Origin of the sequence: Aurantiacibacter odishensis, from assembly GCF_003605195.1 — a bacterium.
In the GTDB taxonomy this organism is placed as follows: Bacteria; Pseudomonadota; Alphaproteobacteria; order Sphingomonadales; family Sphingomonadaceae; genus Alteraurantiacibacter; species Alteraurantiacibacter odishensis.
This window is the reverse complement of record NZ_QYOS01000023.1, coordinates 109,647-122,770: the sequence shown is the minus strand read 5'-3', so window position 1 is coordinate 122,770 and position 13,124 is coordinate 109,647. Positions and strand designations below refer to the sequence as shown.

Genomic DNA, 13,124 nt, shown 5'->3' with positions numbered 1-13,124 from the left:
GCGAACGGGCGCTAGTCTCCCCCTCCGATGACCGCCACCGTACAGCATAAGGCCCGCCGCTTGCGCAGCCTGATCGTAGACCTGTCGATCATGCTGGTGATCGGCGTGGTGCTGGCGCTGCTCGGGCCGTTCGGCAGTTACGCAGACCCCATCGAGATGCGGCTGGTCTACTGGGTCGGCCTCGCGCTGGCGGGCTATGCCTTCTACTCGCCCATCAGCGCGCTGGTGGTACCGTGGGGCAAGGGCCTGGACCTGCCCGAATGGGCGCTGTGGGTGGCCGCGGTGCTGACTGCCACGGTGCCGATGAGCTTGGCGATCTGGGCGCTGGGCTTCCTCGGCGGCGATTTCCGCTGGCCCCGGCTGGACGAGTTCTTCGCCCATTACGTCAACGTGCTGGTGATCGGCGCAGGCATCACCGCACTGTTCCACGTGCTGGACCGAAAGCCCGCAACGCACCCGCCAGAGCAGGTGGAGCCGCAGACAGCAGCGCCGCCGGAGCAGGCTCCCGCGCCCCGCTTTCTCGATCGCCTGCCCGCCGCAATCGGCACGGACCTGATCGCGCTGGAGATGGAGGACCATTACGTCCGCGCCCACACCGCGCTGGGCAGTGAACTGGTGCTGATGCGGATGCGCGATGCCGTGGCGGAACTTGACGGAATCGTCGGCGAGCAGGTCCACCGCAGCTGGTGGGTGGCGCGCGGCGCGGTGGCCGACGTGAAGCGCGACGGGCGCAACGTCCGGCTGGTGCTCGACAACGGACTGGAGGCGCCGGTGAGCCGGGCGAACGTATCGCTGCTGAAAGAGCGCGGCTGGATCTAGTTCCCGCCGCGCTCTCTGAAGCTTACTCCGCTGCTTCGCGCAGGCGGGACGGGCCGCCGATGCTTTCGGCGCTGGCCATGCCGGGGGCCTTGCTCTCTCCGCCGATCATGTCGCGCACCTTCTTCTCGATTCGGTCCGCAATACCATCGTCCACCGCGCGCCAGTAGGCGATGGCGCGTTGCAGGATGGGTTCGGAAACCCCGTCCGCCAGGTGGCCGGAGACGTTGGAGACGAACCGGTCGCGCGCGGCATCGTCGAACACCTCCAAAATCAGGGCACGGGCCTGGCTCACGTCATCGTCGTCCTCGCGCAGTTCGTAGGCGCGGCGCACCATGTCGCCATCGGCGTGCCACAGCCCCGCCTCGCCGCCGGTGTCGGGATAGGCCGTCGCCCCGCCGTAGGAGTTGGGCGCATAGACGGGGTCCACCGAATTCTCGACCCGCATGTGCCCTGCGCGCGAATAGCTGTGCACCGGACACTGCGGCTTGTTCACCGGGATTTGCTTGTAATTGACGCCGAGGCGCGCGCGGTGCGCATCGGCATAGGCAAAGCCGCGGGCCAGCAGCATCTTGTCGGGCGACAGGCCGATGCCGGGCACCATGTTGTTGGGCTCGAACGCCAGCTGCTCGATCTGCGTGTCCCAGTCGACCGGGTTCCTGTCCAGCACCAGCTTGCCTACCTCGATCAGCGGATAGTCCTCGTGCGGCCACGTCTTCGTCAGGTCGAACGGGTTGATGCGATAGGTCTTTGCATCTTCGAACGGCATGATCTGCCACTTCAGCGTCCAGCTGGGATAGTTGCCCTCGTGGATGGCGTTGAACAGGTCGCGGCGGTGGTAGTCGCTGTCCTCGCCTGCCTTCTTCACCGCCTCGTCCTGCGTGAAATGGGCGTTGCCGCCCTCCTCACCCACGTCGGTGTGGAAGTGGAACTTCACCCAGAACTTCTCGCCGTCCTCGTTCACCAGCATGTAGGTGTGGCTGGAATAGCCGTTCATCTCGCGCCAGTTCTTCGGCACGCCGCGATCGCCCATCAGGTAGGCGACCTGGTGCGTGCTCTCGGGCGAGAGCGTCCAGAAATCCCACATCATGTCGTGATCGCGCAGGCCGTTGTCCGCCCGGCGTTTCTGGCTGCGGATGAAGTGCTGGAACTTCAGCGGGTCGCGGATGAAGAAGATCGGCGTGTTGTTGCCGACCATGTCGAAATTGCCGTCCTCGGTGTAGAACTTGACCGAGAAGCCGCGCGGGTCGCGCCAGGTATCGGGGCTGCCGCGCTCGCCCGCCACGGTGGAGAAGCGCATCGCCACGTCCACTTTCGCGCCCGGCTGGAACAGCTTGGCCTTGGTATACTTGCTGACGTCCTTCGTCGTCTCGAAATAGCCGAAGGCGCCGCTGCCCTTGGCGTGCGGCTGGCGCTCGGCAATGCGTTCGCGATTGAAGTTGGCCATCTGCTCGATCAGGTAGTGATCGTGCAGCACGATGGGGCCATCGGAGCCGACTGTCAGCGAGTGCTCCTCGCTCTGGACGCGGATACCGGCATCGGTGGTGGTGGGGGGTGCGCTCTTGCGGTCGGCCATGGGGAATCTCCTGTGGGGGTCTGGAGACTACGGCCCGGATGATCGGCAGGTTCCGATCAAACATCCGCAGATGCGCGATTTTTCCGATCAAGCGTTGAGAGAAAACGAAAAGGCCCCCGACATCGCTGCCGGGAGCCTTCTCTGCGAGCCTCGTGGGGGGATGGCTCTGGGGGTTCCTACTTGTGATACTTGGCGCAGGTCAGATCGAAGCGATCTGCGTCCATCACCTTGATCCAGGCGGACACGAAGGTTTCGAGGAACTTCGCCTCGCCACCGTTCTCGGCAAACACTTCCGAGATCGCGCGCAGCTGCGAGTTGGAGCCGAACACCAGGTCGGTGCGTGTGGCGCGCCACTTTTCCTCGCCGGTCTTGCGGTCGGTGCCGACGAATTCCTCGTCGCCGCTGTCGTCTACCGTCTTCCACTTCGTGCCCATGTCGAGCAGGTTCACGAAGAAGTCGTTCGACAAGGTGCCGGGACGATCGGTGAGAACGCCGATCCGGTCGCCATGATCGGCATGGTGGCTGACAGCACCCAAAGCACGCATCCCCCCGACCAGCGCGGTCATTTCCGGGATCGACAGGCCCAGCAGGTGCGCTCTGTCGACCAGCAGTTCCTCGGTCTTCACGGTGGCCTTGGTCTTCAGGTAGTTGCGGAAACCATCGGCGAGCGGTTCCATCGGCTCGAAGCTCTCGGCATCGGTCTGCTCGTCCGTGGCATCGCCGCGACCGGTGGTGACGTTGACGTTTACCGAATGGCCGCCATCCTTCGCCGCCTTCTCGATTGCCGCTGCACCTGCCAACACGATGGCATCGGCCATCGACAGGTTGCCGCGGATCTCGTCCAGCTTGGACAGCACCTTGGCCAGTTCCTCCGGATCGTTGACCGCCCAGTCCTTCTGCGGAGCAAGGCGGACGCGGGCCCCGTTGGCACCGCCACGATGGTCCGAATTGCGATAGGTCGAGGCCGAAGCCCAGGCTGCCTTTACCAGTTCGGCAACGGACAGGCCGCTGTCGAGGACCTTGGACTTGAACGATGAAACGTCGCTGTCGGAAGGCTTGGTGCCAGCGGGCACCGGGTCCTGCCAGATCAGGTCTTCTGCCGGCACTTCGGGGCCGATGTAGCGAGCCTTGGGACCCATGTCGCGGTGGGTCAGCTTGAACCAGGCGCGAGCGAATGCATCTTCGAAGGCCTTGGGGTCCTTGCGGAAGCGCTCGGAAATCTTGCGATATTCCGGGTCGCGCTTCAACTGCATGTCCGCCGTGGTCATCATCGTCGGCACCTTCTTGGAAGGATCGCGGGCGTCGGGCGCCATGTCCTCTTCCTTCTGGTTGATCGGCTGCCACTGGTTGGCACCGGCCGGCGACTGGACCAGCTCGTAGTCATAATCGAGCAGCAGGCGGAAATAGTTTTCCGACCAGTGGTCCGGCGTGTTGGTCCACGCGCCTTCGAGGCCCGAAGTGGTGATGTGACCCTTCTCGATCTGTTCGGGATCGGTGGCCCAGCCGAAGCCCATCAGTTCCAGCGCCTCGCTCTCCGGAGCCTGGCTGAGCTGGTCGGCCGGAACGGCACCGTGGCACTTGCCGAAGGTGTGACCACCTGCGGTCAGGGCGACGGTTTCCTCGTCGTTCATGGCCATGCGGGCAAAGGTTTCGCGCATGTCGCGGGCCATGCCCTCATCGTCGTGCGGGTTGCCCTGCGGACCTTCCGGGTTGACGTAGATCAGGCCCATCTGGATCGCGGCAAGGGGGGTTTCCAGCGCCTTGCCCTCATCGGGAATGATGCGGGTTTCGACACCCTCGTTGACCCATTCTTCCTCGGTGCCCCAATAGACCATTTCCGGCTCGTACACGTCCTTGCGACCGCCGCCGAAACCGAAGGTCGGGCCGCCCATGCTTTCGATGGCGACATTGCCGGCCAGCACGAACAGGTCGGCCCAGCTGACGTTCTTGCCGTACTTCTGCTTGATCGGCCAAAGCAGGCGACGCGCCTTGTCGAGGTTGCCGTTATCGGGCCAGGAATTGAGCGGGGCGAACCGCTGCTGACCGCTGGAGGCGCCGCCGCGGCCGTCGCTGGTGCGATAGGTGCCGGCGGCGTGCCAGGCCATGCGGATCATGAACGGGCCATAGTGGCCATAGTCTGCCGGCCACCACTCCTGGCTATCCGTCATCAGGGCCGTCAGGTCGGCCTTCAGCGCCTTGTAATCGACCGTGTTGAACGCTTCGGCATAGTCGAAGTCCTCATCGTGCGGATCGGCCCGGCGACCGTTTTCCTTGAGGATGCCTAGCTCGAGCTGATCGGGCCACCAGTCGCGGTTGGTGCGGCCCAGCAGGCTGCGGGTTCCTCCGTCGCCGTGGAAGGGGCAACCGCCTGAAATTGAACCGGTCTTCGCGTCCATCTTGTCTCTCCTCTCGCAGATGTTCGATTCTTCAATGCGAGGAAGATGCGCCTGATCCCCTAATAGGTCTAATTGATAAGTTGGCAGTTATTGATCGGTTTTGGCGTTCACGCGACGGGCCGTTGCAGGAGGACACCGATACGAATGGCCCCGCCGCTGCGGGTGGCAGCGACGGGTCCGGGTCGTGTCAGGTTTGTGGCGCTGCGATCAGGCCGCGACGAGTTCCTCGACGGTCTCGTTGCGGATCAGGTAATCGAAGGCGGAGAGCGCCGCCTTGGAACCTGCGCCCATCGCAACCACGATCTGCTTGTAGGGCACGGTGGTGCAATCGCCCGCGGCAAAAACGCCGGGCAGGTTGGTCGCACCCTTGGAATCGATCACGACTTCGCCGTGCTGAGAGAGTTCGATACCGCTGTCCGCCAGCCACTCGGTATTGGGGACAAGGCCGATCTGCACGAACACCCCTTCGAGATCGACGGTCTGCTCGTCACCGCTCGCACGGTCCTTGTAGACAAGTGCGTTCACCTTGCCGTCGGCGCCGGTGATCTCGGTCGTCTGTGCGTTCACGAGAATGTCGACGTTCTTCATCGAGCGAAGCTTGTCCTGCAATACCTGGTCGGCGCGCAGCTTCGTGTCGAATTCCACCAGCGTCACGTGGCCCACGATGCCCGCAAGGTCGATCGCGGCTTCCACGCCGGAATTGCCGCCGCCTATTACGGCCACGCGCTTGCGCTTGAACAGCGGGCCGTCACAGTGCGGGCAATAGGCCACGCCCTTGTTGCGGTATTCCTGTTCTCCCGGCACGCCGAGTGCACGCCAGCGGGCACCGGTGGAGAGGATCAGGCTGCGCGCCTTCAGCACGCCGCCGTTTTCCAGGTGCAGTTCGTGCATGCCGCCGGGGCGGTCCGCCGGGACCAGGCGCTTTGCCGTGGCGAGGTTCATCAGGTCGATGGATTCCTGCGCCTTCACCTGGCGTTCCAGGTCCGCCGTCAGCTTCGGACCTTCGGTGTACTCGGTACCCGGCAGATTCTCGATGCCCAGCGTATCGTTCAGCTGGCCGCCGAAGCGTTCAGCCGCGATGCCGGTGCTAAAGCCCTTGCGCGCGGTGTAAATGGAAGCAGCCACGCCGCCGGGCCCGCCGCCCACAACCAGCACCTCGAACGGGTCCTTGGCGGAAAGCTTGGCCGCGGCCTTGTCGCTGGCGCCGGTGTCGACCTTGGCCAGCACTTCCTCCAGGCTCATCTTGCCGTTGTAGAACGGCTGACCGTTAAGGAAGGTCGCGGGCACGGCCATCACGTCGCGCGCGTCGACCTCATCCTTGAAGGTGCCGCCCTCGATCAGCGTTGCGGTGATGCGCGGGTTCACCAGCGCCATCAGGGTGAGGGCCTGCACCACGTCCGGGCAGTTGTGGCAGGAGAGGGAGAAGTACATCTCGAACTCGAGATCTTCCTCCAGCGCGGCGATCTGGTCGATCACCTCCTGCTCCACCTTGGGCGGGTGGCCGCCGGCCCACAGCAGGGCCAGCACCAGCGAGGTGAATTCGTGCCCCATCGGCAGGCCGGCGAAGCGCACCCACTTGGTGGCGTCGCTGGCACGGCGGATGATGAAGCTGGGGCGGCGGTCGTCGGTGCCGTCGAAGCTGGCAGAGACCTTGTCACTAAGCGCGGAAATCTCTTCCAGCAGCTCGCGGGTCTGGTGGCTTTTGTCGTCATCGCCCAGCGAGGCGACGAGTTCGATCGGCTCGCGCAAGTTCTCAAGATAGGCCTTGAGCTGCTGCGTCATCGTAGCGTCGAGCATTGGTGTCTCCTTCGAAGGGGATGGTTGAAACGTTGGAGGCCCGGAGCAGGGGGGAGGGGGGGGGAATGCTCCGGGCCTCTTCGCGACCCGAGCCAGGTTAGTGGTTCGGGAAGGATGCGGGCAGGCGGGGGAACCGACCTGCCCGCAATCGGGTCGTGCTTAGATCTTGCCGACGAGGTCGAGCGAGGGAGCCAGTGTGTCGCTACCTTCTTCCCACGCGGCCGGGCAGACCTGGCCGGGGTTCTCGCGAACGTACTGTGCGGCCTTGATCTTGCGGGTCAGTTCGTTGGCATTGCGGCCAACGCCTTCGCAGGTGATTTCCATGATCTGGATCACGCCGTCCGGATCGACCACGAAGGTGGCGCGGTCGGCCAGACCCATTTCCTCGCGCAGCACGTCGAAGTTCTTCGACAGGGTGTGCAACTGGTCGCCGAGGAACGGGAACTTCAGCTTGCCGATCTTGTCGGACGTGTCGTGCCATGCCTTGTGGCTGAAGTGCGTGTCGGTGCTGACGGCATAGACTTCGACGCCCATGTCCTGCAGCATGGCGTACTTTTCGCCCATGTCTTCCAGCTCGGTCGGGCACACGAACGTGAAGTCCGCCGGGTAGAAGAAGAACACGCTCCACTTGCCCTTCAGGTCTTCGTCGGTAACGTCGAAGAAGTCCTTGCCGGCCTGGAATGCGGTGGCCTTGAACGGTTTGATCTGGCTGCCAATGATACCCATTGCTGTAATCCCTTTCGGTTGTGTGCGTTTGTGAATTCAACGCTCCAGTTAGGGATTGTTGCGATGCGAAAAAGCGATTTTGTGCGATTGCTAACATCGAAATAATCGATCATTCGGCGGCAAGTTTCGAAAAGTGCAACAGGTGTTGCAATTTTTGCATGATCGCTTTGCTAAGCCGCCTCCGCGGCTTCATCCTCGCTAGACGCGCTCCGCTTCGCTACGCGCCCGCTGCGGGCGGGCCTTCGCCCTTGCGGCTCGCCGCTGGCGCGCCGTTGGGGTCGTCCTTCGGCTTCTCCCCGATATGCAGCCACTTGGCGATCCGGTTGATGCTCGGCCCCTGGATCACGCTGGATACCAGCACCACGAAGAACACCACGTTGAAGATGGCGAAGGCGCCTTCCACCCCTGCCACGATGGGGAAGATGGCGAGCACGATCGGCACCGCGCCGCGCAGGCCCGCCCACGATACGAACAGCATCGTGCGGGCGCTGAAACGGCGGAAGGGCAGCAGGCAGGCGAACACCGCCAGCGGGCGGGCGACAAGGATCAGCACAACCGTCACCGCCAGTCCCGCGCCCATGATCGGCAGGAGGTTGGAGGGGGTGAGGAGCAGCCCCAGCGTCAGGAACATCACGACCTGCGCCAGCCAGGCGAGACCATCCTGAAACGTTCGCACGATAGGCTTTGCGGCAAAGGTACGCGTGCCCGCGAGAACGCCCGCGACGTAGACGGCAAGGAAGCCGTTGCCGCCCAGCAGGCTCGCCGCGCCGAAAGCGAGCAGCGCAGCAGCGATGGACACCACGAAGGCAAGGCCGCCCTGGCGCAGGCTCATGCGTTTGAGCATCTCGGGGAACAGGAAACCTATGGCGAGGCCCACCAGCGCGCCGACCACCATCTGCTGGCCGAATTCCGGCAGCAGGGACAGCGGCGCGGGCTGCGTCGCGGCGGTGAAGGTGAGGAGCGCGGTGACGAGGAAGATCGCCATCGGGTCGTTGGACCCGGATTCAAGCTCCAGCAGCGCGGGCACGTCGTCCTGAATGTCGAGATCGCTCGACCGCAGGACGGAGAACACCGCCGCCGCATCGGTGGAGGCCACCACCGCGCCGAGCAGGAAGGCCTGCAACGGCGCGAAATTGAGCAGCCAGATCGCTGCCAGTGCCACCACGCCTGCGGTAATCCCCACGCCGAACGTCGCCAGCACCAGCGCCGGGCCCAGCATCGGGCGCACGGCGCGCCAGTTGGTGTCCAGCCCGCCCGAAAACAGAATGAAGGCAAGGCACACCATGCCAACGCCCTGCGTCAGCAGATAGTCGTCGAAAACGATCCCGCCCGGCCCCTCGACGCCCGCAAGGATGCCGAGGCCGAGGAAACCGACGATGGCGGGAAAGCCGATGCGCGAAGTTACCAGGCCCGCAAATACCGTCAGCACCAGCAGCAGGCCGGTCAGCAGCATGGCAAACTCGGGTTGGAAAAGGGCCTGCAACATCGATCAGCAACTAGGTGGTGAGACCACCCTTGCCAAGCTGCCAATCTACCGGGGCGCAGGCTCCGTGCGCGATACCGGCGCCGCCCGGCCCCATTCGCTCACCATCTGGTCGGCCTCCCGCAGCAGGCCGAGAAACGCGGCATAGTCTTCGTCCATGCAACCGGAATTCCAGGCGATCTCGGTCGTCGTGGCGGCGCGCGTCAGGCGGACGGTGCCATAGGCCATGTCGGTCATCATCTGTTCGCACTCGGCGCTGTCGGGCGCGGGATCGGGCAATTGCCGCATGATGTTCTCCAGCGCGATGTACCGTTCGGCGGCCGCCTCAAGCGGGTGGAATTCGAGAGTGTAGTCGCCCAGCGCGGCGCCGTCCTCGCTCACCGCCTCGATCCATACCCCGCCATACTGGGGCGTGTATTGCCAGCGCCACCGCGGCGCGCCCCAGCTTTTAACCTCGAAAGCGATCGTGTCCCAGTCCGGCGCGGGCGGCGGCGCCGCCTCGACGCCCTCCTGCGCAGCCGCGCCCATGCTGGACAACAGGGCGCAAAGGGACAAGACTACTGCACCGGATCGGATAGGCAATCGGGGGGTGTCGCTTGCCATGAAATGGGTCCTGATCATTTTCGTCGCTCTCTACGCGATTGCGCTGCTGTTGCTGGCGATCGGAACGTTCGGCTGGTTTGGCCAGGAGCGGGACCCGCTTTCCGCCGTGTTCCTGCTGCCGCTGGGGCTGCCCTGGAATATCCTGGCCGACCGCGCAGGCTTCGCCAATGCCGCCGTCGCCATTCTGGCGCCGCTGGTGAACGCCGCCATCCTCTACGCGATCTGGAAGCGCTTTTCGTGACGCAATTCGCTGCAGCGTGAGAGGGCGGACGCCCCGCGCGGCACCCGCCCCGACATTCTTCAGCCGCCCGTGACCATCGCATCGACGATGACGTAGGTTTCAGGGCCGTAGCTGATCGTTACCCTGTCACCGTCACGCGAAGTCTCGAAATCCCAGCCGGCGGAACCATCGGCCTGCGCACTGTCGGCGCCATATGGCTCGGTTCCATTGAGGAATATGGCGCGCTTGCGCCCGTCCGGCTTCTCGACCTCGATCAGGTGCGTGCCGTCCTCTCCCCAGTTGCGGACTATCCCCGCGTTGCAGCTCTGGGTCGGCGGGCCGCCGTCGAAGCCGCAGGAAAGGATCGTGGTGGCGTTGTAATTCGTACCCGCGACGAGGGCATCCTCGCTTTCCACGGGTGATTGCATGCCAGCATTCTCGTCTCCCATGGGGATCGAGACCAGCGTCACGCCATCGACCTCGTCGACGATCTCTCCGCCAAGTTGGCCTGCCTGCTCGGCTGTGGGGCAGCCCACCAGCATGGCGCTGGCATCGAGCCAGTTCGAAGTCGCCGCGCTTTCGCCCAGGCGTCGGCAGGGATCGCCGGCTTCGGGATAGCCTTCCCCGAAGGCCGCCACGCTTTCGGGCCAGAGGAATTCGTCCGCCTCGCCCTCGGCCATCGTGTCGCCTTCGGCAGCTTCGCCGCCGCAGGCCGCGAGGGGGAGTGCGCACAGTGCTCCCGCCAGTATCAGTCTACGCATGACAAGCTCCCTATCGGCACTGCGGATGGGTCTGGATGTCGCGGATGTCGTAGATGTGTCCGTCCGCAATGGTCATCTGCAGGCACTGGCGCGTGTCGTCGTTCCACTGGATCGAGTAGCGCGTGTTGCCAGAGGTGAAGTTGTCCACCTGCTCGAACCCGCGCCGTTCGATCTCGCTCATCGCACCGGCGGCACGGGCGCCCTGAAGATCGCCGAAGCTGACAGCCGGATGATAGCCGCCACGATTCGCATGGTGACGGCGGTTCCCCTGCCGTTCGTCCACGCCCGCCGAATACCCGCGCGCGTAGGAATCGTTGCGGCTGTTGTTATGGTAGGGATAGTTGTAGAGGCCGTCGCGGTAGCCGGCATCGAACTGCTCGCGGTTCTCGCCCCTGTCGTCCTCGTCGTTATCGCGGTGGTGCGACTTGCTGGAGAGGAGTGCCCCCAGGATCGCGGCACCCGCCCCGATGGCCAGCGCGGTGCCGACGCCGCTGCCGCCATGACCGCAGTCGCCATCCTCGGCATCGTTGATGGTCATCACCCGGCCGGCGTATTCCTCCACCACGACGCAGTTGTCGTCCTCGCGGTCCCACCAGTAGCTGTAGGTGTAGCCGTTGGCATGGCTGTCATGACTGGATTCGTGTGAGAAGCCGCGACCGCGCAACGCGCTTTCCGCCTCGGAGGCATACATGCCGTTGATGTCGACAAGCTGCCGCGCCTCTTCCGCTGCCGCTACGATCGGCAGTGCGGCGGTCGAAACACTCGCCAGGCTCAATGCTGCAATTCGTGAAAAAGTCATAAAAACCTCCCGTCCCGCGAAGCAGGGTGACGAGAAGTGGGTCACCCCTTCACCGAGTCGCGATGGTCAACAACAATATCGAGGGGGTCAATACCCCTAGCCTAAAGACTAGGTGCAAGGAAGCAGCGGTTCAGTACTTGTTGCATGGCGCGCATGCTGGAGTATCGTTCCTTCTCGTTCGCAAACGGCGGAAGACAAGGAGTTGGAAAATCATGCAATTGCGGAAACTGTTCTGTCTGACCATCGGTGCCGGCTCTCTTGCCGCCTGTGCCACGACCCCCGATCTCTCGCCCGACGAGGGTGCGCTCGTGTCCAGCGAATGGGCGCTGGTGTCGATCATGGACGATAACGAGGACGTGCGCCTGCGCCCGCAGTTCAGCGAGCGCCATACTCTCAACTTCGAGGCCGACGGCTCGCTCTATATCCAGCTCGACTGCAATCGCGGCACTGCCGACTGGCGCGCCTATCCCGGTTCGGCGGGCAGTGGCGATCTGAATATCGGCCCTGTGGCATCAACCCGCGCGCTGTGTCCCGAACCGTCCTACGGAGAGCGGCTCGCTTCCGCCCTTCCGGGTGCGACAGGCTACCGCGTCACGCCGGGTGTCGGCACGCTGACGATCATCACGCAGGACGCGGTATTCGGTTTCGAGGCGCGGCCCTGAGCCAAGCCCGCCGCGCTAGGCGCACTGGGCGCGGTGCAGTAGCTTTTGGTCCGCCAGCACCAGCGCCATCATCGCCTCGACCACGGGAACGCCGCGAATGCCCACGCAGGGGTCGTGGCGGCCCTTGGTCTGGATCTGCGTCGCCTCGCCTTCGCTGGTGATCGTGTCGACGGGCGTCAGGATCGAACTGGTCGGCTTGAACGCCACGCGGCAGGTGACGGGCTGGCCGGTGGAGATGCCGCCCGCGATGCCGCCTGCGTGGTTCGCCTGGAATTCCACCGTGCCGTCAGCGCCGGGGCGCATCGGGTCCGCATTGCTCTCGCCGGTGTTGGTGACGGCGGCGAAACCGTCGCCGATCTCCACGCCCTTGGTGGCGTTGATCGTCATCATTGCGGCGGCGAGTTCACTGTCGAGCTTGGCGTAGATAGGCGCGCCCCATCCGGCGGGCACGCCCTCTGCGCTTGCTGTCACCAGCGCGCCGAGTGAAGAGCCCGACTTGCGCGCGCTGTCGACCAGGTCTTCCCACCGCGTCACCGTGTCGGGGTCAGGGCAGAAGAACGGGTTGGAGCGGATCGTGCCCTTGTCGAAGCGTGCATAGTCCAGCGCCACGTCGCCGATCTGCTCCACCCATGCGGTGATCTCGACTTCGGGGATCACCTTGCGGGCGATAGCTCCTGCCGCCACCCGCGCCGCCGTTTCGCGCGCGCTGGAGCGCCCGCCGCCGCGATAGTCGCGGAAGCCGTATTTCGCATCGTAGGTGTAGTCCGCGTGGCCGGGGCGGTAGGCCTTGGCGACTTCGGAATAGTCCTTGCTGCGCTGATCGGTGTTCTCGATCATCAGGCTGATCGGCGTGCCGGTCGTCTTCCCCTCGAACACGCCGGAGAGGATGCGAACCTCGTCCGCCTCGCGCCGTTGCGTCGTATATTTCGACTGGCCGGGCTTGCGCGCGTCCATGAACGGCTGGATGTCTGCCTCCGACAGGGCGATGCCCGGTGGGCACCCGTCCACCACCACGCCCAGCGCGGGGCCGTGGCTTTCCCCCCAGGTGGTAAAGCGAAAGACGCGTCCGAAAGTGTTCCAGCTCATGGGGCCTGCCTTGGTCGATTTGTGCGCGCGTGTCGAGTGGAGCGAAACTTTCCTACTGCCGGGGCGGCCTGCAATATGCGGGCATGATGACACTCGGCCTCGCACTTGCTGACACTTTCCGGCCAATGGTTCCGCTTTCCGGGGCGAGGGTTACACTTTCGCCGACCAGAGTGACGCAAGGGCCGGCTTTTGCTCCTGG

The 13,124-nt window shown here is 64.5% G+C and carries 12 protein-coding genes; 3 read left to right on the top strand and 9 right to left on the bottom strand.

Going from position 1 to position 13,124, the window contains the following annotated elements; all coding sequences use genetic code 11:
• Positions 1–27 precede the first annotated feature (27 nt).
• Entirely contained in the window at positions 28–819 is a 792-nt protein-coding gene (locus D4Q51_RS07690) for a LytTR family DNA-binding domain-containing protein (RefSeq protein WP_120077168.1), read from the top strand.
• 22 nt (positions 820–841) lie between these two features.
• Here D4Q51_RS07690 and D4Q51_RS07685 read toward each other — a convergent pair whose 3' ends face one another.
• From D4Q51_RS07685 to D4Q51_RS07660, 6 genes are all read right to left on the bottom strand, one after another.
• Positions 842–2,392 (bottom strand): catalase, encoded by a 1,551-nt coding sequence (locus tag D4Q51_RS07685; protein WP_120077167.1) that lies wholly within the window; start codon positions 2,390–2,392, stop codon positions 842–844.
• Positions 2,393–2,568: 176 nt separating this feature from the next.
• Entirely contained in the window at positions 2,569–4,788 is a 2,220-nt protein-coding gene (gene katG / locus D4Q51_RS07680; protein WP_120077166.1) for a catalase/peroxidase HPI, read from the bottom strand.
• 207 nt (positions 4,789–4,995) lie between these two features.
• Positions 4,996–6,585 carry an alkyl hydroperoxide reductase subunit F gene (ahpF, locus tag D4Q51_RS07675; protein ID WP_120077165.1) on the bottom strand — a complete coding sequence of 530 codons (1,590 nt, stop codon included), beginning with the start codon at positions 6,583–6,585 and terminating at the stop codon, positions 4,996–4,998.
• 159 nt (positions 6,586–6,744) lie between these two features.
• The gene (ahpC, locus tag D4Q51_RS07670) at positions 6,745–7,311 is read right to left on the bottom strand and encodes an alkyl hydroperoxide reductase subunit C (RefSeq protein WP_120077164.1); all 567 of its coding nucleotides are present in this window, start codon (positions 7,309–7,311) and stop codon (positions 6,745–6,747) included.
• A gap of 217 nt (positions 7,312–7,528) precedes the next feature.
• The gene (locus D4Q51_RS07665) at positions 7,529–8,797 is read right to left on the bottom strand and encodes a potassium/proton antiporter (protein ID WP_120077163.1); all 1,269 of its coding nucleotides are present in this window, start codon (positions 8,795–8,797) and stop codon (positions 7,529–7,531) included.
• A 45-nt stretch (positions 8,798–8,842) separates the two neighbouring features.
• Entirely contained in the window at positions 8,843–9,331 is a 489-nt protein-coding gene (locus D4Q51_RS07660; RefSeq protein WP_162925219.1) for a hypothetical protein, read from the bottom strand.
• Positions 9,332–9,395: 64 nt separating this feature from the next.
• Between D4Q51_RS07660 and D4Q51_RS07655 the strand changes: the two genes are divergently transcribed.
• The gene (locus D4Q51_RS07655) at positions 9,396–9,638 is read left to right on the top strand and encodes a hypothetical protein (protein WP_120077469.1); all 243 of its coding nucleotides are present in this window, start codon (positions 9,396–9,398) and stop codon (positions 9,636–9,638) included.
• A gap of 59 nt (positions 9,639–9,697) precedes the next feature.
• Here D4Q51_RS07655 and D4Q51_RS07650 read toward each other — a convergent pair whose 3' ends face one another.
• Together D4Q51_RS07650 and D4Q51_RS07645 are read right to left on the bottom strand one after the other, a co-directional pair.
• Positions 9,698–10,378 carry a hypothetical protein gene (locus D4Q51_RS07650; protein ID WP_120077161.1) on the bottom strand — a complete coding sequence of 227 codons (681 nt, stop codon included), beginning with the start codon at positions 10,376–10,378 and terminating at the stop codon, positions 9,698–9,700.
• A gap of 10 nt (positions 10,379–10,388) precedes the next feature.
• Positions 10,389–11,177 carry a hypothetical protein gene (locus tag D4Q51_RS07645; RefSeq protein ID WP_120077160.1) on the bottom strand — a complete coding sequence of 263 codons (789 nt, stop codon included), beginning with the start codon at positions 11,175–11,177 and terminating at the stop codon, positions 10,389–10,391.
• A gap of 212 nt (positions 11,178–11,389) precedes the next feature.
• Between D4Q51_RS07645 and D4Q51_RS07640 the strand changes: the two genes are divergently transcribed.
• Positions 11,390–11,839, top strand: a complete 450-nt coding sequence (locus tag D4Q51_RS07640; protein ID WP_162925218.1) for an META domain-containing protein — start codon at positions 11,390–11,392, stop codon at positions 11,837–11,839.
• 15 nt (positions 11,840–11,854) lie between these two features.
• On the opposite strand, the gene aroC is transcribed toward D4Q51_RS07640, so the two are convergent.
• A complete protein-coding gene (gene aroC, locus D4Q51_RS07635; RefSeq protein WP_120077158.1) occupies positions 11,855–12,925 on the bottom strand; it encodes a chorismate synthase in 1,071 nt (356 codons plus the stop codon).
• Positions 12,926–13,124 lie beyond the last annotated feature (199 nt).